Below are 21,864 nucleotides of genomic sequence, written 5' to 3'. Positions count from 1 at the left end.
TCAACATCCCAGATCGATCCGGCCCAGTACTATAGGGGGCGACCCACCGGCCAAAGAAGGGACGCGCTCGTGCAGCTACTCTGTCTTACCGACCGCGCCCCGGCCGATGCGCTCCCGTCAATCGATCTACTGGCACACGAGATCAGGGTGTCGCCCCTCGGGGTACGGCTTCCCCCGGCGATGCGCACCCAGTACGACTGCATTCTCGTTGACGGTTCGCACAACGTTCGGCTCGCCCGCGAGGTGTGCCAGGACCTCACCCAGTCGGAGTGCGCCCCCCGCATCGCGGTACTACCTGAGTCGGCGCTTGGTGTTGTCCAGGCCGACTGGGGCCTCAGCGACGTGCTGCTCCCCGGTGCAGGCCCCGCCGAGATTGAATTCAGGCTGCGGCTGTTGCGCGGTGCGGCCGACGGCTCAGCGGGGGGCGGTGCCACCACCGAGGTCAACTCCGCAGGTGTCGTGATCGACGAGGCGAACTTCACCGCCCGGCTTCACGGCCGCCCACTCGGACTCACCTATAAGGAGTTCGAACTGCTCTACTTCCTCGTGGGTCACCCCGGTCGAGTATTCACCCGTGAACAGCTGCTTTCTGAAGTCTGGGGTACCGACTATTTTGGCGGCACCCGCACCGTCGACGTGCACGTTCGCCGACTGCGCGCGAAGCTCGGTGAACACGACGGCCTTATTAGCACGGTGCGCGGGGTGGGCTACGGGTTTGCTCGCGGCCGCGATGCGGGCCCCTGCGAATTCGACGCTTCCACCCTCTCGTAAGGAGCCATCATGCACATGCCGCACCTCGTCACTTCAGCCCCCTCGGCCGAGCTGCTCGACCAGGCACGGGCGGTGCTGGCCGAGATTGAGCGGGCCGACGGCGCATCCCCGGTCTCGGATCAGGCGATGCTCGCGGTCGCCCAGGGCGCTCGCGCCCTCTTTCTGGTGACGCTTGGTGGCGACTCCGGCGAGCTCGGCGACGAGCTCGCCGGCGTCAGCGTGGTCGGCGAGGGCGAGGTCGACCTTGCGATCTTGCCCGCGTTCCGAACGCCAGAATTCGAGGCGGCCACCCTGCGGCTGCTCCTCGAACAGGCCCCCGGCGAACTGCGTTCCTGGGTGCACGGCGAGCGACCCAGCACGGAGTCCGCGCTCGCGGCCGAGGGTTTTGCGCCCGCACGGTCGCTCTATCGCATGGCGCTTGATCCGGATCTCCTCCCGACCGATGGGGTTCGCGCGCTCGACCTCCCCACTCCCGTGGGCCTCACGCTCCGCGCATTTGGCACCGCCCCCGGCGATGACGAGGCGTGGGTGGCAGCGAACGCCGCGGCCTTCGCGACGCACCCCGAGCAGGGACGCATCACGGTCGCCGATTTCGCGACCATGCGCGAGGAGCCCTGGTTTGACCGCGAGGACCTGATCCTGCTTGACGCCGGTCACGAGCTCGCCGGATCCACCTGGGTGAAGACGCTGCGCGAGGCGGGAACCGTGGCCTGCGAGCTGTACGCCGTTGGGGTGCGACCGACGTACGCGGGCAAGGGGCTCGGTCGGCTGCTGCTGCAAGCCACGCTTGCACGCATGGCCGAGCACGCGCCCGCGTCGGTCACGCTGTATGTCGACGGCGACAACACGGCCGCCGTGGGGCTCTACGAGAGCGCAGGGTTCACGATTGATTCACGCAGCAAGCAGTGGCTCAGGCCCGATTCGAGCAGCCCTAATGCCAGAATGGACACATGAGCGAAGAAATCACCGTCGTGCCGGGCTACGAGGCTTTGCCGGCAGACCGCTACCTCGACCGTGAGCTGAGCTGGCTCGCGTTCAATCAGCGCGTGCTCGAACTCGCTGAGGACCCGACCGTGCCGCTGCTTGAGCGCGCAAACTATCTCGCGATCTTCGCGTCAAACCTCGACGAATTCTTTATGGTGCGCGTTGCCGGACTGAAGCGCCGCATTGTGACCGGACTCGCTGTGCCGACCAACGTGGGCCGCGCACCAACCGATGTGCTGGCCGACATCAACCGGGCCGCCTACGAGCTGCAGCTTCGCCACGCGGCCTGCTTCCGCGAGCAGATCATGCCGCAGCTGGCCGAGTCTGGGATCCGCATCGTCAGCTGGGATGATCTCGACACGGCAGACCGTGAGATCTTGCAGGACTACTACGAGCACAACATCTACCCGGTACTGATGCCGCTCGCGGTTGACCCGGCGCACCCGTTCCCATACATTTCGGGCCTCGCGCTGAACCTCTCAATCCGGGTCTTTAACCCCAATACCGAGAAGACCGAGTTCGCGCGCCTTAAAGTGCCGCAGATGATCCCCCGATACGTGCGCGTGGATCGCCGCGAGACCGAAGACGACGTGCGCTACATTCCGCTCGAGGGCCTCATCGCGAACCAGCTCGACGGGCTCTTCCCCGGCATGCAGGTCATCGACCATCACGTGTTTCGCGTCACCCGCAACGAGGACGTCGAGATCGAGGAGGACGAGACCGAGAACCTCATCCAGGCCCTCGAGAAGGAGCTGCTGCGCCGCCGCTTCGGCCCGCCCATTCGGCTTGAGATCTCTGACGACATGGACGCCGCGACGCTCGAACTGCTCGTGCGCGAGTTCGACATTGACGCCGAGCAGGTCTACACGCTGCCAGCGCCGCTCGATCTGAGCGGGCTGTTCGCGCTCACGCGCATTCCACGCCCCGACCTCAGGTTTGCGCCGCACATCCCCGTCACGCACCCCAAGTTTCGGACGAGCTCGCCGAGCGAGAAGCCCGACACCTTTGCCGCGATCGCGCGCCGCGAGGTGCTCGTGCATCACCCGTACGAGTCGTTCTCGACGAGCGTGCAGGCGTTTCTTGAGCAGGCGGCGACCGACCCCGACGTGCTCGCCATCAAGCAGACGCTCTACCGCACGTCGGGCGACAGCCCCATCGTCGCCTCGCTCATCAAAGCGGCCGAGGCTGGCAAGCAGGTGCTCGCGCTCGTCGAGGTGAAAGCCCGCTTCGACGAAGAAGCCAACATCACCTGGGCGCGCAAGCTCGAGCAGGCCGGCGTGCATGTCGTCTACGGCATCGTGGGTCTCAAGACCCACTGCAAGCTCGTACAGGTGATTCGCGATGAGGGCGACCGCCTCGCCCACTATTGCCACATCGGTACGGGCAACTACAACCCCAAGACGAGCCGCATCTACGAAGATTTCGGCCTGTTTACCTCGTCCCCCGAGATCGGCCGCGACGTCACCAAGCTGTTCAACGTACTCTCGGGTTACGCGATCGAGACGGACTACGATCGACTGCTCGTGGCTCCGCTGCAGTTGCGTCAGGGGCTGCTCGACCGCATCGCGCGCGAGGCCGAGAACGCCCGCGCCGGGCGCCCCAGCGGCATCAAGCTGAAGGCCAACTCGATGGTCGACGAGGCCATTATCGATGCGCTGTATCTGGCGAGCCAGGACGGGGTGCCGATCGAGGTGTGGGTGCGTGGCATCTGCACGATCCGGGCCGGTGTGCCCGGTCTCTCCGAGACCATTCAGGTGCGCTCGATTCTGGGCCGCTATCTCGAGCACTCCCGCATCTACGCATTTGAAAATTCCGGATCGAGGGAAGTTTTCATTGGCAGCGCCGACCTCATGCACCGCAATCTCGACCGCCGCATCGAGGTGCTCGTGCAACTGTCCGATCGCGAGCACCTGGCCCGCATTGACCGCTTCTTTGGGTTCGCCTTTAGCGACGAGGTCTCGTCGTGGCGCATGCTGCCCGACGGTACCTGGCAGCGTCGCATCGTGAACGAGGAGGGCGAACCGCTCGCGGATCTGCAGGATCTCGTGATGGTTGACCGCACTGAGGCGCGAGCGCGGTCGCGGAGACCTCGATGACGCGTGAGATCCTCGCCGCCGGCACCGTGTGCTGGCGGCGCGTGTCAGATGCAGGCAGCGACACGAATCAACTCATGGTGCTGCTCATCCATCGCACCAAGCAGGGCGACGTGTCCTTTCCCAAGGGAAAACTCGACCCCGGCGAGAGCATGCCGCAGGCGGCGGTACGCGAGACTCGGGAGGAAACCGGACTCAAGGTCTCGCTCGGCGTGAACCTCGGCACGATCCAGTACAGCATTGGCGACACCGCGACAAAAACGGTGCAGTACTGGGCCGCTGAGGTAACCCCCGAGCGTGCGCTCGCGTCAACGTTTACCCCCAACGGCGAGGTACAGGCACTCGAGTGGGTGGCGGCCAACGAGGCCCGCGCCCGGCTGAGCTACAAAGCCGACCGCAAGCTGTTTGACGTCTTCCTGCGCCTCGCCAGCCACGACCTCCTCGACACTTTTTCGGTAACCCTGCTACGCCACGCAAAGGCCGAGCCGCGCAGTCCCCTCTCGCCCGCCGACCACTTGCGGCCGCTCACCACCCTCGGTGACGAGCAGGCCGAAATGTTGGTGCCAACGCTTGCCGCATTCGGCCCGCGTCGACTGCATACCTCGACCGCGCTGCGCTGCGTGGAAACCATCACCCCGCTCGCGGAGCATCTGGGGCGCCGCGTGCGCGAGCACACCGCGCTGAGCCAGGATCATTGGGACGAAGGCGATCTCGCCGATATGCGCAGGCTCATCGGCAAGGTCGTCAAGCGGGGCAAGAGCACCATTCTGTGCAGCCATCGACCGGTGCTCCCCGATCTCGCCCGCGAGCTGGTACTCGCCACCGGCAGCGTACCCGGCCCGTACCTCGAGGAGGCGACCTCGCTGCCGCCCGCAGGGTTTTCAGTGTTTCACCTGTCGCGTTCGCGGCCCGGCGCCGGGATCCTCGGCGTCGAGACCTACCCGATCAAGCATTGAGCGCCAAGCAAGCCACCACACGCCCCTTCGCGCTTGTGGTGAATCCCAGCTCTGCCCTCGGCCGCGGCGCCAGAGTCGCAGTGCGTGTGAAGCGCGCGCTGCGCAAGGCCGGCGTCGCGTCGGTGATCATCTCTTCTCCCTCAGTTGCCCGCTGCCAGGTCGAAGTCGCGCAGGCCGCCGCCGAAGGCGTGCGTGGGCTCATTCTGGTAGGCGGCGACGGCCTGATCAGCACCGTGCTGCAGGTCAGTGCTGCGCGCGGGCTTCCAATGGCGCTCGTCCCCGCGGGCAGCGGCAACGACTTCGCCCGCCAGTTTGACCTCCCCCGCAACCCGGGGCGGGCGGTGCATGCACTGTTGCATGCCGCGCCGCGCCGCGTCGACCTGGGGGTCGTGCACTACCGAGGCCCCAGCGGCGACCCACGTGAAAAATGGTTCGCCGGCGGCCTCTCGCTCGGCTTCGATGCGGCCATCAACCGCCGCGCGAACGCGCTGCGTCTGCCCATCGGCCCGCTGCGCTATGTCGCGGGGCTGTTCGCTGAAATCATGGCCCTGCAGATGCGGGAGTTCTCGGTGTCGCGGGCAGGCGAGACCAGCCACCATCACTACACGGGGCTGCTGGCGACCGTGATGAACATTCGCACGCTCGGCGGCGGCATTCCGATCTCACCGCGATCACGCCCCGACGATGGGCTCCTCGAACTGGTCGAGGTGGCTCACGTGGGCAAGTTCAGGCTCCTGAGCGTGCTGGGGTTACTCGCGCGTGGACGACACGAAGCACTGCCCGAGGTGACCATCACGTCGGTGCAGTCCGTGTCGATCGAGGCGGGCACCGAGATCGCGTTTGCCGACGGAGACGAAGTGGGCGCGGGCCCGTTTGAGGTGCGCGTCGCACCTGGTGCGCTCACCCTGCTCGGGTAGGGCGCGCGGCTTCGTCATGGATGACGGCGGCGAGCTCGCGAGGCGTGCTCCACATGGGCCAGTGACCTGTCGGCAGGTCGACGATGTCGAGGTGTTCGAGGTGCGCGACCTCGGCGAACATGGGGTGGCCGGCTTGGGCGAGCTCCCGCACCTGCGCGCCGGGAATTGAGCAGCAGACCAGGGTGGTCGGCACGTTGCGGCGGGCATCATTGCTGAGCTCGACGGGCTGACGCAGCACGGGGGCGGGTTGCGACACCGCCCTCGTTCGAAACCGCTCGAGGGTCTCTGCGCTCAGGCCCTCGAGGCTCGCCTGCTGTGCGAGGAATTCAAACGGCGGCAGAGGAAGCTCGTGTACGTCCCTCGGAAGATCCGGCGCGAAGACGGTTCCCGCCGCCACCGGGCCGGAGTCGACCCACACGACCCGGAGAACCAGCTCGGGGTGCCGGTCGATCACGAGGCTAACGGGCGCGTTGGCCCCGCTGTGAGCGACGAGCACCGCGGGCTCGTTGCCGTGCTCGGCGATGACGCTCAGGATCGCTTCCGCCTGGTCGTCCAGGGTCCGTGTCGTACGCTCGGCGTCCTGCGCCTCAAGCCCGGGGAGCGTCATCGCGACGGCACGATCGGGGCCGACGTTCAAGTGTTCGAGAACTTCGTCCCAGGCCCAGGCCCCCAGCCAGTGGCCCGCGATGAGCATGATGGTCGGATTGCCCGTTTGATTCGTCATGTCCCCAGTCTCGCAGGCTCCCCGGACAACGGTATGTCACTATTTATGTCATGAATTGGGTTGGGGGTACGCGGTGAAACGAGCGGAACGGCTCCATGCACTGTCCGAGGTGTTGCGCCGCAGCGGCGCACGGGGTGTTTCGGCCGAACGACTGGCGGGCGAGTTCGAGGTATCGGTGCGCACCATCAAGCGGGATCTCGATGCCCTCGAGAACAGCGGTGCGCCGCTCTGGTCGCGCCCGGGGCCGGGCGGTGGCTACGGCCTGCTCTCCGGCGCATCCTTGCCGCCCATCAGCCTGTCTCCGGCGCAGGCGGTGGCGCTCATGGCCGCGGTGTCCGCAGCTCCCGATGCGCCCTACGCTGACTTGGCGACTGCCGGGGTCAAGAAGATTCTCGACGTTCTCGACCCAAGAACCCGGGCGCGAGCCGACGAGCTCGCTCACCGCATCTGGGTAAACAAAGCCCAGTCGTCGTCTCGCGCCATTCGATCGGCGCTCGAAGAGGCGATGGCCGAGCAGCGTGTGGTGCGCATTCGCTACACCTCAAAAACCGGGGCGACGACCACCCGCAGCGTCGAACCCGTACTCTTCGCTTCGAACAACGGCATCTGGTATTTCATTGGGTGGTGCCAGATGCGTGACGCAATACGATGGTTTATCGCGTCACGCATCGAGCAGGCGACCGTAACGACGACGGCCTGCAGCGGCCACACCGTGCAAGAGGTCGGCGAACCCCCAGCGAACGCCAGACCGGTGCACGGTCAGGCTGGTTAGCCGTCGGCCAGCAGCCACTGGTGGGCGCCAGCCTCTGCGGCACCCATCGCGTCGACCGTCGCGCGCGTGCGTTCGAGCACGCCTGCGTCAAACTCGGGTGACTGACACACGCCCTGAGGCTGATCCGGCATCACCGAGCACCACTTGTAGCCGCCCGCCTGCGTGTTCGTCGCGGCGTTCCATGCGACATCGTTCGTCACCCAGCTGCCGTCGGGCTGTTTCGCGAACTGCACGCGGGTCATGAGGAACTCGTTGTTTACCTGCTGCGCCGGCGGCGCCGACTCGCTGATCGTGTTGCCGGTGCCGTAGAGGATCCACTTGCCGTTGTAGTTCTCGAGCGGCTGCACTGCATGAGCGTGGTGCTGGTAGACGAAGTCGAATTCTCCGCTGTCGTGCAGTTGCATCGCGAGCTCGCGCTGGCCCGGCGTCGGCTCAGACCAGTACTCTTCGCCAATGTGCTGCACGCCGATGACGAGATCGGCGCCCATCTCGCGTGCCTTCTTCGCCTTTGCGATCATGCGCTCCGGGTCGACGCGGGGCTCCTCCATACGAAAGTCGACCTGCCAGTCGTGCTCGGCGTTCAGCCCGTTCAGCGAGAACGTCGAGGTCATGACCGCGACCTTGGCACCGTTGGCCTCAACAATGAGGGGCACGTCACGGTCGCCCTCGGCGCGGTACGAACCGGTATGCGCGATGCCTGCGGCGTCGAGTCCGTCGAGCGTGCGCAGCAGCCCCTCAGTGCCCTGGTCGACCGTATGGTTCGATGCGGTCGTGCAGACGTCGTAACCCACCGCCTTGGCGGCTGCCGCGACCTCGGGCGGCGTGCTGAACGCGGGGTAGCCCGCATACGGCCCACCCGCCGGGGCGAGGGGCGTCTCCATCTGACAGATCGCGAGGTCGGTCTGATCGAGGTACGCCTTCTGCCCCTCAAGCAGTGGCAGGAAATCAAAGTTCTGGCCGGCGTCATTCGTCGGAATCGCGAACGGACTCCATAGCCCCTCGTGGAACAGCAGGTCGCCACTCATGGCGACGCTCACACAGTGATCGGTCGGGCACGCGGGCCCAGCTCCCGGCTGCGGCTCGGGCTCGGGTGCAGGCTCAGGAGCCTTGGCGGGCTCGCTCGCCGGCGCCTTCTCCTTCGGAGCGGCCTCGGGTTCGGGAGCACAGCCCACAGAACCCAATACGAGCAGCGTTGCCGCCGTAGCCAGCGCATACTTCTTGATCCTGTTCATCTGATCCATGCTAGTCGTCGAAAGTAACGGCCCTGTTATCAGTACCCCCGTTCACCAAGTTCACCCGCTGTTCACCCTCTGGCGAGGCCTCGGACACCCAAGCTTTCTAGTGTTATTGCTGTGGCACCGGCCACGATCATCCGCTCTCAAGATTGGATCACCCCGAAGTGAAGCTCTCAGTTCTGACCAAGGCCGCGGCCATTGGTGGCCTCGCAGCACTCACCCTGACTTCCTGTGCAGCCAATGAAGCTGCCCCCGCTACCGGAGGCAGCGAGGGCGCCACTTCATCGCTCTCGGGCGAGCTCATCGGCGCGGGTGCCTCGTCGCAGGACGCCGCACAGAACGCCTGGGTGGCTGGCTTCCAGACCATCAACTCGGGCGTCACCGTGAACTACGACCCGACCGGTTCGGGCGCAGGCCGCGAGACCTTCCAGCAGGGCGCAAGCGCGTTCGCTGGCTCGGACCGCGCATTCAAGCTCGATGAGATCTCGGCCGGCCCCTTTGAGGCCTGCGCTGCAGACAGCGGCATTGTCGAGTTCCCCGCCTACATTTCACCCATCGCGTTGATCTTCAACGTTGAGGGAGTGGATAACCTCAAGCTTGACGCCCCCACCGTCGCTCAGATCTTCGAGGGCAAGATCGCCAAGTGGAATGACCCCGCGATCGCCGCACAGAATGAGGGCGCCAACCTCCCCGACCTCGCGATCACCGCAGTGCACCGCTCGGATGAGTCGGGCACCACCGGCAACTTCACCGACTACCTCGCAGCGGCTGCCCCCGCTGACTGGACCGCTGGTTCGATCGAGTCGTGGCCCGCAGAGTTCGGCGGCGAGGGCGCACAGGGCACCTCGGGTGTCGTTGCAGCAGTCACCTCGGGTGTCGGCACTATCGGCTACGCCGACGCGTCACAGGCCGGCGAGCTCGGCACCGTCGAGATCAAGGTGGGCGACGAATACGTCGCGTACTCGCCCGAGGCCGCAGCGGCAATCGTCGACGCCTCGCCCATCGAGGAAGGCCGCGGTGCAAATGACCTCGCGATCACCCTTGACCGCAGCTCGACCGAAAAGGGTGTCTACCCGATCGTGCTCGTCAGTTACCTCATCGGCTGCGAGGCGTACGCTGACCCGGCCAACGCCGAGCTCGTCAAGGCGTACTTCGGCTACATCGCCAGCGAAGAGGGCCAGCAGGCCGCAGCTGAGGCTGCAGGCAGCGCCCCCATCTCGGCCTCGCTGCGCGAGAAGATCACCCCCGCGATCGACGCAATCAGCTAGCCAGTGGCGGGTCGCAGGGATTACCGTTTGAGTAGTCCCTGCGGCCCGCACTTGCCGTTGAGCCAGTTCCCACACAGGAGCCCCGAGTGACCTACTCCCCCGCTGCGCCCACAGGCGCTACGCCCCCGAACGCCCCGCTTCCCGCGGCCAAGCGTTCGAAGCCGGTGCTCAGCATTGGCGACCGCGTGTTCTCACGCGCCGCAGTGTTCGCCGGCAGCATGATTCTTGTCACGCTCGGAGCAGTGGCAGTCTTCCTGATCGTGCGCAGCATCCCGGCGTTTAGCGCGACCAGCGAGTCCGCGTCCCTGCTCACCGGCAACTTCTGGCAGTACGTTGGCCCGCTCGTCTTCGGCACGGTCTGGGCCGCGGCGCTTGCGCTGGCTTTTGCGCTGCCGCTCTCGATCGGCATCGCGCTCTTCATCTCGCACTACGCCCCCCGCCGCCTCGCGCAGGCGCTCGGCTACGTCGTCGACCTGCTCGCGGCTGTGCCCAGCGTCGTCTTCGGCCTCTGGGGCATCGGTGTGCTCGCCCCCGCGGTGCGCCCGATCTACGTGTGGCTCAACGAAAACCTCGGCTGGATCCCGTTCTTCGGTGGAGTCACCTCGGGGACCGGCCGCACGATCCTCACCGCGGCCATTGTGCTCGCGGTGATGATCCTGCCGATCATGACCGCCATCTGCCGCGAGGTGTTTCTCCAGGCGCCCAAGCTCCAGGAGGAGGCCGCGCTTGCACTTGGTGCGACGCGTTGGGAAATGATCAAGATGGCAGTGCTGCCCTTCGGCCGCCCCGGCATCGTCTCGGCCGCCATGCTCGGCCTCGGCCGTGCACTCGGCGAAACCATGGCCGTCGCCATGGTGCTGTCGGCCACCGGCCTGATGAGCTTCAAGCTGCTCACCTCCGAAAACCCCTCGACGATCGCCGCAAACATTGCGCTCTCGTTCCCCGAGGCCTACGGCGAGAACATCAACATTCTCATCGCAACCGGCCTCATCCTCTTCATCGTGACGTTCCTCGTGAACGCCCTCGCACGCTGGATCGTAAGCCGCCGCGCTGAATTCCGGGAGTCAAACTGATGAGTCAGAACACCCATATCGCTCCGGATCGGGCCACCCGTGCCCCGATCACTGTGCGCCCCGTTCAGGCCGGGTCGAGCCTGGCCGGTAACCGGCTCTCGCGCCGTACCCCCTGGATCCTGCTGGGCTCGAGCCTCGCAGCCTCCTTCGCACTGTTCGCACTCCTCGCGGCGGCCCAAGACAGCGAGTTCTCGCTCGTTGGTGCCGTGCTGGTGGGCACCCTCGGCTACCTCGCGATCATTACGATCATGGCGGGCCTCATCGAGGGCCGCCGCCAGGCCGTCGACCGGCTCATCACCGGCCTCGTGACCTGCGCCTTCGCGCTCGCGATGGTGCCGCTCATCTCGGTGGGCATCACGGTGGTGTCGAACGGCATGGCTCGCTTCGACGCCGAGTTCTTCAACTCCTCGATGCGCAACGTCACGGGCGAGGGCGGCGGCGCGCTGCACGCCATGATCGGCACGCTGCTCATCACGCTCGCCGCGACCATCATCGCAGTGCCCATGGGTCTCCTCACCTCAATCTACCTCGTCGAGTACGGCCGCGGCCGCCTCGCGAAGACCATTACGTTCCTCATCGATGTGATGACCGGCATCCCGTCGATCGTCGCGGGCCTGTTTGCCTTCGCGGTGTTCGCCGTGTTCCTCGGCCCGGGCGTGCGCATGGGCATCGTCGGCGCGGTCTCGCTCGCCGTGCTCATGATCCCGGTAGTCGTGCGGTCGAGCGAGGAGATGCTGCGGCTCGTGCCCAACGAACTGCGCGAGGCGGCCTATGCCCTCGGCGTTCCCAAGTGGCGCACGATCTTGAAGGTGGTCTTGCCCACCTCGATCGCCGGCATCACCACCGGCATCATGCTCGCGATCGCGCGCGTCATCGGCGAGACCGCACCGCTGCTCATCACGGCGGGCTTCACCGCCTCGATGAACTACAACCTGTTCTCGGACCGCATGCAGTCGCTGCCCGTGTACGTGTACACGCAATTCGCCAACCAGGGTAACCCCGCGTTCGCGTTCATCGAGCGCTCCTGGGCCGCCGCACTGCTGCTGATCCTGATCGTCATGGCCCTGAACCTGCTGGCGCGTCTCGTCGCCAAGTGGTTCTCGCCCAAGTTCGGCCGCTAAGCCGCGCTCCCCACAACTTCCTTCCGAAAGAAAGCACCCAGCATGTCGAAGCGCATCGAAGTCTCTGACCTCAACGTCTACTACTCCAAGTTCCTCGCGGTGGAGGGCGTCACGATGAACATCGAGCCGCGCACCGTGACCGCTTTCATTGGTCCCTCGGGTTGCGGCAAGTCGACCTTCCTGCGCACGCTCAACCGCATGCACGAGGCGATCCCCGGCGCACGTGTCGAGGGCGAGGTGCTGCTCGACGGCGAAGATCTCTACGGCGCCGGCGTCGACCCCGTGCTCGTGCGCCGCCAGGTGGGTATGGTGTTCCAGCGCCCCAACCCGTTCCCCACGATGTCGATCCGGGAGAACGTGCTCGCCGGGGTGCGCCTCAACAGCCGCCGCATGTCGAAGGGCGATGCCGACGACCTCGTCGAGCGCTCACTCACCGGCGCCAACCTGTGGAACGAGGTCAAGGACCGCCTCGACAAGCCCGGATCGGGCCTCTCGGGCGGCCAGCAGCAGCGTCTGTGCATCGCCCGCGCCATTGCGGTCTCCCCCGAGGTGCTGCTGATGGATGAGCCCTGCTCGGCCCTCGACCCGATCTCGACGCTCGCCATCGAGGATCTGATTGCGGAGCTCAAGTTGCAGTACACGATTGTGATCGTGACCCACAACATGCAGCAGGCCTCACGCGTCTCCGACCGCACTGCATTCTTCAACATTGCGGGCACCGGCAAGCCCGGCAAGCTCATCGAGTACGACGACACCTCGACGATGTTCTCGACCCCGTCGGTGCAGGCCACCGAAGACTACGTCAGCGGCCGCTTCGGCTAACCCCTCTGGCGGCGGGCGATCCGGAACCCAGTTCCAGACCCCACTCATACCGCTTGGCCCCCTGCTCTTCGGAGCAGGGGGCCAACGTCGTTTCTGGGTGAGCGGTCGGGCGTCCCAGTACTGGGACTGGCGCGCCCGCGCACTGTGGAGTACTGTTGCGCCGTGAACCAAAACGCGGCGCATTCGTCGCTTGAAATGGAACCGAGTGAGCCGAAGCGCCGCTCAGGCAGCGCCGCTCTGAGAGCTTGGCTCGTGGCCGAAACCGCCGAGTCCCCGGGCCAGCATTCCGGCCCGCACGGCCGCCCCAAGCCCGAGCGCCGCGCGCACTGGTTTCGGGTCATGTGCCTCACGGGCCTCGACTACTTTTCGACCCTGGGATATCAGCCCGCGATCGCGGCGCTCGCAGCGGGCGCGGTCGCCCCGATCGCGACCATCGTGCTCGTGGCGGTGACGCTCGCCGGGGCGCTGCCCGTCTACCGCAAGGTTGCAGAAGTGAGCCCCCACGGCACTGGTTCCATCGCAATGCTCGCGAATTTGCTGCCGCGCTGGGGCGGCAAACTCGTCGTGCTCGCCCTGCTCGGTTTCGCCGCCACCGACTTCATGATCACCATCACGCTGTCGGCCGCCGACGCGACCGCGCACCTCGTCGAGAACCCGTTTGCCCCGACCGCACTGAAGGGGCAGGAGGTCGTGATCACGCTCGCGCTCGTCGCGGGGCTGGGCGTCGTATTTTTGCGCGGATTCCGCGAGGCCATCAGCATCGCCACCGTGCTCGTGGGGGTCTTTCTCGCGGCCAACCTCGTGGTGATCTCGGTCTCGATCGTAGAGCTCGTGCGGCGCCCGGTGGTGCTAGGCGACTGGTGGAGCGTACTCACCACTCAGCACGGCAACCCCTTGTTTGTGATTGCGATCGCCCTGGTTGTATTTCCAAAGCTCGCTCTGGGCCTGTCGGGCTTCGAGACGGGCGTCGCAGTGATGCCCCAGATTCGTGGTGACGCGACCGACACCGAAGAACGCCCGACAGGGCGCATTCGCGGAGCGAAGCGACTGCTCACCACCTCAGCCCTCATCATGAGTGCCTTTCTCGTCACCTCATCCATCACGACAGTCGCGCTGATTCCGGCGGCCGAGTTTCAAGAGGGTGGCGCCGCAAACGGGCGCGCGCTCGCCTACCTTGCACACAAGTATCTCGGTGAGGGGTTTGGCACTGGCTACGACCTCATCACTATTGCGATCCTGTGGTTCGCGGGCGCATCTGCAATGGCGGGCTTGCTGAACCTCGTGCCGCGATACCTGCCGCGTTTCGGCATGGCCCCTGAATGGGCGCGCGCGACCCGGCCGCTTGTGCTGGTGTTCACCGCGATCGCTTTTCTCGTCACCATAGTGTTTCAGGCCAGCGTCGACGCCCAGGGTGCCGCGTACGCTACCGGAGTGCTCGTGCTCATCACATCGGCGGCCGTCGCAGTCACGCTGCACGTGCGCAGACAGCACAAGCGCGGTGCCACCATCGGCTTTGGCATCATTTCGGTCGTCTTCATCTACACGACGGTCGCGAACGTCTTCGAGCGGCCCGACGGTATTCGAATCGCGGGGCTCTTTATCCTTGGCATCCTCGTCGTGAGCTTTGTATCGCGTATTGCCCGGTCCACCGAGTTGCGCGCCACTTCTGTGACGCTCGATCCCACCGCGTACGCGATGGTGGAGACGTTGGGCGGGGGTGGTGCACCGCTGCGGCTCATCGCGCACGAACCCACTGACGTCAGCGCTGATCGTTACGCGGCCAAGCTGCGTCACGCCCGCGCCGCCCACGGGCTCCCCGACGCCAACGTGTTCTTCATCGAAATCGAGATTGTGGACAGCTCGGACTTTGCCGATGAGCTAGTCGTCTGCGGGGTGCAACGGTACGGTTACTCGGTGTTGACGGTACGGAGCTCGAGTGTGTCCAATGCGCTGGCCGCGGTCGCGATACACCTGCGGGCATCGTTCGATGTCACTCCGCATCTCTACTTCAGGTGGACCGAGGGAAGCCCCGTCGTGAACCTCTTGAAGTTCTTGCTGTTTGGTGAGGGTGAGATCGCGCCCATGACCCGCGAGGTGCTGCGCGAGGCCGAGCCCAGCGTGCAGCTGCGCCCTTGGGTGCACGTGGGATAGTCGCCCGGGCGCCAACCAAAGAAAGAGCCGAACCGCAGAAACGCCTCTCGGCGGAAGGCCGCTCGAAGCGGCAAAAATTGGAGCCCGGGGTTACTGCGGCCCAGCGATCTCCAGTGTAGTCGAGGCTGATCCGGATCGCACGGACCAGGTTGCCCGGGAGCGCCCGAGGCGCGATCGGGGTCGTCTAGCTGAGAGTTCCGTCGCGCCAGCGCCGAGCTCCACCGTGCAGCTCGTGCGCCATCGTCGAGTACCGTAGCGCCCGTGAGGTGAGGTGGGCCGCGTGCGCCTCGTCGTGGGCATCGCGGGCATCGGCGAGATCGGCGGAGCCCAGTGCCATGACGCGGCAATAGCTCGCCGCCCGCTCGAGGGCGATGTCGAGCTCGCCCAGGAATGCGCCGCGCAGGATGGTGTCGCACAGCGTGGCGATGGATTCGGGGGTGACGGGCTCGGCGACGCCGGCCACGACGGGGTCGATCGTCACCGCGGCGGCAAGGCCGCGGCGAAACAGGTCTGCGGCTCCGGCGTCGTCCGCGGCGACGGCTCGACGCAGCAGGTACAGCCGCCACAGCACGCCCGCAAGCGAGTGTTCTCCTTCGGTAGACCAGAGCTCGGCGATGTCGTCGATGCCCTCGCCTGCCGCGAGGCTCACCACTCGGTCAACGATCTCGGGATCCGCAACGCCCCGCACACGATCGAGCAGCGCCCACGAGGTCTCTTGCGCGAGGCGCGAGGCTGCACCGGGCTCGTCGGATCCGACAAGCCAGTCGAAGCGTGTGCTGGGCTGCAGCACGGGGCGCATGTGTTCACGAGACAAAGTATTCACTCCAACCGCGACCGAGGGGCGACCGGTCGACCTCGCGAGTCTACGCCGCGAAGCCTCGAATCGTGCCCAGCTGAAATGAGTACGCTTAGGGAATACACCACGCAATATTTGACTCGCGCTCGTGGCGCCTCCGTTGCGCTCCTCTGGGTGTTCGTTGAGACGCTTCAGACTGAGCTAGCGAGTCTGCAAGAATTCGATCCCCAGCTGTCGAAATTGTCGGGCGCCGGGGGTGTTGAAGTGGTGCCGCTTGTCGATCTCGACGAAGGTTCCATTCGGCAGCAGAGAGGCGACCTTCCGAGACTCCTCGAGCACCCCATCTAGGCTGCCCGTCGCTACGAGCACCGGCTGCGAGGGCGGATCTCCAAGATCCGTGTTTTCTTCACCCAGCCTCATGCCGCCCGCGAGCGCGACGAGTGCGCGAAGGTCATTCTCGGGCACTCGTTCGGCGAGACGCACGTAGTTCTGAGTTGCCGCGTCAGTCACGGGCACGCCCCGTTCAATAAAGGCGTTGGCCTGTGCCAGATCGAGCCGACCGAGCGGGCGCCCATCGGGGATGCCGCCAAGCACTGCGCGTTCGACACGGCCCTCAAACTGCGAACACACGTGCCAGCCGACGCGGGCGCCGAGCGAATAGCCGAGATAGAGCACGGGGTCCACCATCCAGGTATCGAGGATCGTTTCGATGTCGCCCACGAGCTTCGGAATCGTGTACTCCTCAGCGCGAGCAGGCTTCTCGCTCTTACCATGACCGCGTTGATCGACCCCGAGCACCCTGAAGCCAGCCTGAAGCAGGCTCCCGATCCAGCCTGTTTCCAACCAGGTATCCCGGCAACTCGACGCGAAGCCATGCACCGCAATGACCGTGGGCGCATCCTCTTCACCCCACATGTAGGTTGCGAGCCGAAACCCTTCATCCGACATGATGTACTGCGGTTCTGGCATTTCGGGGATACGTGGGACTGACATAGTCCTATTCTTTCTCAGACTCGCTGAGCCCCTACTGACGCGGCTTCGGCTACAGCTGCCATCACCACTATGCCCGGCGCTAGTGGACTCAGAAACCAGCGGTTAACAAGCTTTCTAGCAAGTCGCCCCTTCAGATTTGGCACCCGAAAAGCACTACAAACTTGTATCTAGTGAATTTTCGCCTGCCCCCTCGACACCGTATCTCACCGGCAGGTCGAGCCCACGGTCTTTTATGAGGTGTGACTCGATAAATCGTTCGGCGGTTGATCTCGAATCCTCAGAGGACAGCCCGACGTAGAGCCCACCGGAATGGACATCAGGGCCGAGGGCTGTAATGCCTACTTCAGGGCCGAGCTGGCTCATGAGATCAGTTGATATGTCGATCAGGAGCGAAAGCGGGGCAGGGACTTCATCGACGATCACACGCACTTCAGGGGATTCCTGGCGAACGCGCTCGATGCTCTCCAGCAGTACGGTCTCCTGCGCCGCCACAAAGATGACCACACCCTCGAAGGCTGAACAGTAGGCGACTCCCGTTGCCAGATCGGGATGGGAATCGACGATGCTCTGGAGTGCGTCCCCGACTGCAGTCAACTCACCTGAAGCTTGCCCCGTCCAAATCGGCTCACCGAGGTCGTCGCGAACGATACATTCCTCGCTGCTTTCAACCCCGTTCGGGTTCACCTGCCGCGGTGCAGAAACAGCGGGGGATGGATCCGGCGCAGGCAGTTCATTGTCTTTCGACGGACCAGCACAACCCGCAGTCTGAACGATGAGCACAGCTGCCATCAAACCGGCGGCAATTGTCCTCTTCATACTCACCCCTCACTCGCATTGACTTCTTTCAGACGCTATGAATGTAACCCAATCCCGAAAATTCCGGTACCGATACTTGGACAGCGTTTCGAAAGATTCGATTGAGGCAGGCTGACGAGTTGACAGATCCGCACCACTTTTTCTGGGGCGTTCCGTACAGAACGACGAGTGCCTCAAGCTCAGCCCTGTGCTCGTCAACAAATACTTGCTCGAGTTCGTGCGTAATTCGTTCAAGCTCCGCCTCGTAGTTGACGGATTTGCTACACGATAGATCAGCTGATGCCACATCAACTTCGAGTGCCTGGAATCTATCCATTTCAGCCTTGCTCACGGCTTGATTGAGATTGCTAGCTTCGGTCTCCATCTGCTCGTACTCCAGGCCAAGCGTGTTGTGAGCGTTGAGCGGGGACGCATAGACGGAGTGTCCGAGCTTCGTCATGCATTGATTCCACAGAGCATTGAGGGCGATCACGTCTTCGTTGGTGGGGGCCTCGGCGTTGAGCGGCTCATACAGTTGGTTTTCCGCTTCGAAAAGGTCTTGAAACGCTGGGTCCTCGCGAGCGTGCAACGCAGTTTTTTGCTCACTTCTGGCCTTGTCCAGGGATTCGCCAGCGCACCCGGTCCCCTTCAGGAACGTTTGAGGTCCTTCTTCGAGTTCCGCTCGTATCTCTTCTTCGCTCATAGGGGGGCCATTCAACACCTCGCGGTAGGCCTCCTGCTCAGATTCAGTCAGCGAGTTGACGTAGTCGCCATTGACGTCCACAAATTCTAGGATCTGTTCTTCTGAGCCTTTAGGCGCCGCGTCGAAACGCGGGTCTTCGACAATCCCGTACCCGTAGGCGTTGGCAAAGCTCTCGGCTTCTGCATCGGTCTCGCTACTCACGCCTCCCCCGGTGAGGCCTCCAGAAATAGTCCCGCCAGCAAAGGGCCAAGGCTTGTAGTCAAAGCCCTCTTTGTTCATGCAAACTGCGGTGAGTTGCTGCGCCCGATCGTGCTCAATTCTGGCGGCCTCCTCTGCGGCTTCCTCGCTCATGCGCAACTCTGACATGTACTCGTCGAGCGGCCCCTTGCTGTGTACCGCTGGAGATTGGGACGCACCACTACAGCCCGCGAGCATGAACGGCGATACTAGGACTCCTGTCGTGAGCAGGAGTGCAGCTGTTCTGGAACGCCAGACAACTTTGTCGGAAAGCATGATTTCGATTCTATTCAGATCACGAGATCAAGAGCTGATTGCCTAATGGCGGGCGATACTTCTTCGGTTCCACCGAGTTATTTACAGTCGTCGCCGAAGCAATTGACCTCGAATCCCGCCTTGACCTAGCTGCCGCAACGTTTGGCAACAAGATCGAGGACGTCGCCGCTCAACGCAAAAACCCCCGCCGAAGCGAGGGTTTCTGGTGACTACGACAGTGCCCCCAGCAGGGATCGAACCTGCGACCTGCGGATTAAAAGTCCGTAGCTCTACCGCTGAGCTATAGGGGCCCAAGAAGTTAGCCTAGCGGATCCCCGGGCACTCAGGCGACTCGCGACACGAACGAATGATCCGGATCAATTGAGCACCAGCATGACCGCGGCAATCAGCACGAACAGCGTGCCAAAGATCCGGTTCGCAATGACCTGACCCCGGGGGGAACCGGTGAAGCGACGGAACTGCTCGGCAGCGGCCGCAAACACGAAGGTCATGATGGTCATGTCGATCACGGTCATCGTGATCGCGATGATCAGGTACTGCGGCATGGCCGGCAGGTCGGCCGAGATGAACTGCGGCATGATCGCGAGGAAGAAGACAACTGCCTTGGGGTTCAGGATATTGACCCAGAAGCCGCGGCGCATGAGCTTGCTTGCGCTCGGGCCCGCCTCGACCGGGACGGGCGCGCTAAGCTGAATCGGCACCTCTGTCGTGCGTGCGGGTGCGTGCGTCAGCACCTGCAGCGAGCCCGTCGACATGGCGCTGACGGAGCCTGCAGCATAGTCGGCAGACAGGGCCACGGCCGGTTCGGCCTGCACGGCAACCTCGACAACGCTCGGCCGCGCAAAGAATTGCTTCAGCCCAATAAAGATGAGATAGCCGGCTCCCACATAGCGCACGGCGGCAAACGCGACGGGGCTGCTGGTGATGAGCACGCCGATCCCGGCTGCGGCGACCGCGATGTGGGCCAAGATGCCGAACTGTTGCCCGGCGACACCCCAGAAAGCGCGTCGCCATCCGACCGCGAGCGCGTTCGACATCGTGTTGATTGCGCCGGCCCCGGGGGTGAGGCTGACGACCAGGCTAACGCCGACGAGAGAGATCCAAAGTGCGAGTACCACTACGACAGTGTAGGCGGGACATCGCGGGGTTAGCTGGGTATGTCAAAGGGACCGCGGGAAGCACGTACAAAAAAACTCAGGGGCCGTGAGGCCGCTGAGTTTCATGTAATTCTGGTGGATCCTGGGAGAATCGAACTCCCGACATCCTGCTTGCAAAGCAGGCACTCTACCAACTGAGTTAAGGACCCTGACAGGTGAAAACTCTAGCAGGCAATAAAGCGCGAGTCGAAATCGGACACGCTGAAAATCAAAAATTCTCGCGTCTCGCGATCGGCCAGCCTACCAAACGACCAGACCTCAAACGTTAGCCGCTACGGCGGCGACGCAGCACGTCATCAAGGTTGAGCGCGCCATCGCTCGTGTCGCCCACAACGCCCATCTGGCGCAAGCGCTCACGTGCAGCCTCCTGTTGAGGCGTGTTGCGCGGCGGGGCCGAGCGCGGGCGCGGATGCTCGGACGCGTGCGGCGAAGCAACGTGCGCCTGGCCAGCACGCTCCTCCGCGGCGGGGGCCTGTGCGGCAGGAGTTTGCGCGGCAGGGACCGCAGCCTCAGCAGCGCCAGCCTCGCGCAACAGCATTGAGTCTGCCTGGTTCTCGCGCGGGGCCGGCTTCTCTGCACGAGCACGGGCGAGCGCGCGGGCCCGTTCGATGCGCGCCGCAGCTGTTCGCTGTGCGCGCTGGTGGGCCTCGGCCTGGGCCACAGTGTCCACCTCTTCAACCTCGGCGATCTGGGCGGGCAGCTGCGCAGCCTCGTCACAGACCTCGATCTCGACGGGCAGCACCTTCGCCCCACCACGCCCCGGAGCCAGCAGCACGAGCGCACCCAGTGAGGTGGCGGTGACGAGCACCGACCACACGAGCGTGGCGGACCCAACACCGGCGATTGCCACGCCGATTCCCACGAGCATCCCGATGAGACCGATAAAGGCTCCCAGCGCCGCCGTCGCACGGACACGCCGTGCAATAGGGCGCCGCAACCGCGAAGAGCGCACCGCAGCGCGCTCCTTTCGTTTCATCTGCTGCGCGCGAATCTCGGCGCGCACCTGTTCGGCCTTCGCATCGGCGAGGTCGGCCGCGCGTTCGGCATCGAGCTGTTTCCGCGCGCTCCGCAGAATCTTCTCGTGCGCGAGGGCCTCTTTCGCGGTGGCCTCGATGCGCATTTCATTGGGCATCTCGGTCGTTTCAGCGAGTACCCGCAGCGTGCGCTGCAGCCGCAGGGCGTTGCGTTCGGCCGCACGAAACTCCCGCCGGCGCATCCACGCGGGCACGAGCACGGCGCCCCACAGAAGCGCAGCGACCACAAAGATCACTCCGCCTCCGAACACGCCGCCAGTCATGAGTCTCACTGTACGTCGTTCGCCCCAAAGGCGCTTCCCGGCGCGCCGCCGAATTTTCTGCGATCGCGAGAAGCAATCCGAGATCCGGCACTAGATCTTCTGCTCACCCGCAATCGCCTGGCGCAGAAACTCCGTGAGCTGCGGTGGTAGGTTTCCGCGCACGACCACGAAGCAGTCGTGGTCGCGCCAGCCACCATCGATATGAATGTAGGCGGCACGGCGTCCCTCGTACTCCAAGCCCAACTTCTCGACGACCCGCAGCGAGGCGTAGTTTTCGGGCCTAATGCAGATCTCGATCCGGTGCAAACCCAGCTCGTTAAAGATGTAGTCAATCGCGAGCGCGACCGCGGTGGGCGCGATCCCGCGCCCCGCCGCGTGCTGAGAAACCCAGTACCCGATCTGCGATGACTGCAGCGCCCCACCGCTCAGCTCGGCGATACTCAGCTGGCCCACCAGCTCGCCGTCATAGGTAATAACGAACGGCACACCCGTTCCGGCGCGCAATTGCTTGCGCATGATCGAAATCACGGGCCGCATCGATCCGGATCCGGGCACCGGGCCGCGGCCCGACGGATGCGTCGCTTCCCACCTCGTCAGCCACGAACGATTGTGCGTGAGCAGTTGGGCGAGTGGTGCCGCATCGCGCGGCCGAATGAGCCGGATCCCCACCCGTCCCGCGAGGCGCGGAGCGGGCTTGTCAATCTCGCGCCCGAGCGGCACTCG

At 64.7% G+C, this 21,864-nt stretch carries 20 protein-coding genes and 2 tRNA genes; 11 read left to right on the top strand and 11 right to left on the bottom strand.

From position 1 onward, the window contains the following. The first annotated feature begins 69 nt into the window (after positions 1-69). Genes C795_RS0108200 through C795_RS15590 form a run of 5 tightly spaced genes read left to right on the top strand, consistent with a single transcriptional unit; the run spans position 70 to position 5,721 of the window. Positions 70-771: a winged helix-turn-helix transcriptional regulator gene (locus C795_RS0108200; protein ID WP_017793274.1), complete on the top strand. Its 702-nt coding sequence runs from the start codon at positions 70-72 to the stop codon at positions 769-771. Positions 772-780: 9 nt separating this feature from the next. Beyond that, positions 781-1,725, top strand: coding sequence for a mycothiol synthase (gene mshD, locus C795_RS0108195; RefSeq protein ID WP_017793273.1), 945 nt, complete (start codon positions 781-783; stop codon positions 1,723-1,725). Then, on the top strand, positions 1,722-3,851 hold the full coding sequence (locus C795_RS0108190) for an RNA degradosome polyphosphate kinase (protein WP_017793272.1): 2,130 nt from the start codon (positions 1,722-1,724) through the stop codon (positions 3,849-3,851). Before mshD ends, C795_RS0108190 begins: the two co-directional genes overlap by 4 nt. Further along, complete coding sequence (locus C795_RS0108185) at positions 3,848-4,804, top strand: NUDIX hydrolase (protein ID WP_017793271.1); 957 nt, start codon at positions 3,848-3,850, stop codon at positions 4,802-4,804. Before C795_RS0108190 ends, C795_RS0108185 begins: the two co-directional genes overlap by 4 nt. Further along, positions 4,801-5,721: a diacylglycerol/lipid kinase family protein gene (locus C795_RS15590; protein ID WP_083879183.1), complete on the top strand. Its 921-nt coding sequence runs from the start codon at positions 4,801-4,803 to the stop codon at positions 5,719-5,721. The genes C795_RS0108185 and C795_RS15590 overlap by 4 nt, the downstream gene beginning before the upstream one ends. Here the strand turns inward: C795_RS15590 and C795_RS0108175 are convergent. Next, a complete protein-coding gene (locus tag C795_RS0108175; RefSeq protein ID WP_017793269.1) occupies positions 5,705-6,445 on the bottom strand; it encodes an alpha/beta fold hydrolase in 741 nt (246 codons plus the stop codon). The genes C795_RS15590 and C795_RS0108175 overlap by 17 nt on opposite strands. Positions 6,446-6,518: 73 nt before the next feature. On the opposite strand from C795_RS0108175, the gene C795_RS0108170 reads away from it, so the two are divergent. Continuing rightward, positions 6,519-7,217: a helix-turn-helix transcriptional regulator gene (locus C795_RS0108170; RefSeq protein ID WP_026139543.1), complete on the top strand. Its 699-nt coding sequence runs from the start codon at positions 6,519-6,521 to the stop codon at positions 7,215-7,217. Here the strand turns inward: C795_RS0108170 and C795_RS0108165 are convergent. Further along, positions 7,214-8,449, bottom strand: coding sequence for a CapA family protein (locus tag C795_RS0108165; protein WP_017793267.1), 1,236 nt, complete (start codon positions 8,447-8,449; stop codon positions 7,214-7,216). The genes C795_RS0108170 and C795_RS0108165 overlap by 4 nt on opposite strands. A 167-nt stretch (positions 8,450-8,616) precedes the next feature. Here C795_RS0108165 and C795_RS0108160 point away from each other — a divergent pair, with 167 nt between their 5' ends. The 5 genes from C795_RS0108160 to C795_RS0108140 all read left to right on the top strand — a co-directional run bounded on the left by C795_RS0108160 (position 8,617) and on the right by C795_RS0108140 (position 14,887). Continuing rightward, positions 8,617-9,720, top strand: coding sequence for a phosphate ABC transporter substrate-binding protein PstS (locus C795_RS0108160; protein WP_017793266.1), 1,104 nt, complete (start codon positions 8,617-8,619; stop codon positions 9,718-9,720). 86 nt (positions 9,721-9,806) lie between these two features. Then, positions 9,807-10,793, top strand: coding sequence for a phosphate ABC transporter permease subunit PstC (pstC, locus tag C795_RS0108155; protein WP_017793265.1), 987 nt, complete (start codon positions 9,807-9,809; stop codon positions 10,791-10,793). Then, entirely contained in the window at positions 10,793-11,914 is a 1,122-nt protein-coding gene (gene pstA, locus C795_RS0108150; RefSeq protein WP_017793264.1) for a phosphate ABC transporter permease PstA, read from the top strand. The genes pstC and pstA overlap by 1 nt, the downstream gene beginning before the upstream one ends. A 42-nt stretch (positions 11,915-11,956) precedes the next feature. Beyond that, complete coding sequence (gene pstB / locus C795_RS0108145; RefSeq protein WP_017793263.1) at positions 11,957-12,736, top strand: phosphate ABC transporter ATP-binding protein PstB; 780 nt, start codon at positions 11,957-11,959, stop codon at positions 12,734-12,736. A 195-nt stretch (positions 12,737-12,931) separates the two neighbouring features. Beyond that, on the top strand, positions 12,932-14,887 hold the full coding sequence (locus C795_RS0108140) for an APC family permease (RefSeq protein WP_017793262.1): 1,956 nt from the start codon (positions 12,932-12,934) through the stop codon (positions 14,885-14,887). Between the two features lie 184 nt (positions 14,888-15,071). Here C795_RS0108140 and C795_RS0108135 read toward each other — a convergent pair whose 3' ends face one another. The 9 genes from C795_RS0108135 to C795_RS0108095 all read right to left on the bottom strand — a co-directional run bounded on the left by C795_RS0108135 (position 15,072) and on the right by C795_RS0108095 (position 21,861). After that, positions 15,072-15,710 (bottom strand): hypothetical protein, encoded by a 639-nt coding sequence (locus C795_RS0108135; protein WP_232225458.1) that lies wholly within the window; start codon positions 15,708-15,710, stop codon positions 15,072-15,074. A 174-nt stretch (positions 15,711-15,884) separates the two neighbouring features. Next, positions 15,885-16,676 carry an alpha/beta fold hydrolase gene (locus tag C795_RS0108130; protein WP_026139540.1) on the bottom strand — a complete coding sequence of 264 codons (792 nt, stop codon included), beginning with the start codon at positions 16,674-16,676 and terminating at the stop codon, positions 15,885-15,887. A 153-nt stretch (positions 16,677-16,829) separates the two neighbouring features. Further along, positions 16,830-17,492, bottom strand: coding sequence for a hypothetical protein (locus C795_RS0108125; RefSeq protein WP_157487036.1), 663 nt, complete (start codon positions 17,490-17,492; stop codon positions 16,830-16,832). 28 nt (positions 17,493-17,520) lie between these two features. Beyond that, on the bottom strand, positions 17,521-18,687 hold the full coding sequence (locus C795_RS0108120; RefSeq protein ID WP_157487035.1) for a hypothetical protein: 1,167 nt from the start codon (positions 18,685-18,687) through the stop codon (positions 17,521-17,523). 218 nt (positions 18,688-18,905) lie between these two features. After that, a tRNA-Lys gene (locus tag C795_RS0108115) sits at positions 18,906-18,977 on the bottom strand. A gap of 66 nt (positions 18,978-19,043) precedes the next feature. After that, positions 19,044-19,805, bottom strand: coding sequence for a LysE family transporter (locus C795_RS0108110; RefSeq protein WP_017793257.1), 762 nt, complete (start codon positions 19,803-19,805; stop codon positions 19,044-19,046). Between the two features lie 112 nt (positions 19,806-19,917). Then, positions 19,918-19,993, bottom strand: a tRNA-Ala gene (locus C795_RS0108105). Positions 19,994-20,109: 116 nt separating this feature from the next. Then, complete coding sequence (locus tag C795_RS0108100) at positions 20,110-21,141, bottom strand: hypothetical protein (RefSeq protein WP_026139539.1); 1,032 nt, start codon at positions 21,139-21,141, stop codon at positions 20,110-20,112. A gap of 90 nt (positions 21,142-21,231) precedes the next feature. Continuing rightward, positions 21,232-21,861 (bottom strand): GNAT family N-acetyltransferase, encoded by a 630-nt coding sequence (locus C795_RS0108095; RefSeq protein WP_017793256.1) that lies wholly within the window; start codon positions 21,859-21,861, stop codon positions 21,232-21,234. Positions 21,862-21,864 lie beyond the last annotated feature (3 nt).

This window comes from Leucobacter salsicius M1-8 (assembly GCF_000350525.1).
Lineage (GTDB): Bacteria > Actinomycetota > Actinomycetes > Actinomycetales > Microbacteriaceae > Leucobacter > Leucobacter salsicius.
Note: the sequence above shows the minus strand (reverse complement) of the source record. Positions and strands in the feature narration are given on the sequence as shown.

Excerpts from the sequence above, each read along its gene's own strand:
- mshD (WP_017793273.1), top strand. The coding sequence starts at position 781 with ATGCACATGCCGCACCTCGTCACTTCAGCCCCCTCGGCCGAGCTGCTC.
- C795_RS0108190 (WP_017793272.1), top strand. The coding sequence starts at position 1,722 with ATGAGCGAAGAAATCACCGTCGTGCCGGGCTACGAGGCTTTGCCGGCA.
- C795_RS0108185 (WP_017793271.1), top strand. The coding sequence starts at position 3,848 with ATGACGCGTGAGATCCTCGCCGCCGGCACCGTGTGCTGGCGGCGCGTG.
- C795_RS0108175 (WP_017793269.1), bottom strand. The coding sequence starts at position 6,445 with ATGACGAATCAAACGGGCAATCCGACCATCATGCTCATCGCGGGCCAC.
- C795_RS0108165 (WP_017793267.1), bottom strand. The coding sequence starts at position 8,449 with ATGAACAGGATCAAGAAGTATGCGCTGGCTACGGCGGCAACGCTGCTC.
- pstA (WP_017793264.1), top strand. The coding sequence starts at position 10,793 with ATGAGTCAGAACACCCATATCGCTCCGGATCGGGCCACCCGTGCCCCG.
- pstB (WP_017793263.1), top strand. The coding sequence starts at position 11,957 with ATGTCGAAGCGCATCGAAGTCTCTGACCTCAACGTCTACTACTCCAAG.
- C795_RS0108140 (WP_017793262.1), top strand. The coding sequence starts at position 12,932 with ATGGAACCGAGTGAGCCGAAGCGCCGCTCAGGCAGCGCCGCTCTGAGA.
- C795_RS0108130 (WP_026139540.1), bottom strand. The coding sequence starts at position 16,676 with ATGTCAGTCCCACGTATCCCCGAAATGCCAGAACCGCAGTACATCATG.
- C795_RS0108125 (WP_157487036.1), bottom strand. The coding sequence starts at position 17,492 with ATGAAGAGGACAATTGCCGCCGGTTTGATGGCAGCTGTGCTCATCGTT.
- C795_RS0108120 (WP_157487035.1), bottom strand. The coding sequence starts at position 18,687 with ATGCTTTCCGACAAAGTTGTCTGGCGTTCCAGAACAGCTGCACTCCTG.
- C795_RS0108100 (WP_026139539.1), bottom strand. The coding sequence starts at position 21,141 with ATGACTGGCGGCGTGTTCGGAGGCGGAGTGATCTTTGTGGTCGCTGCG.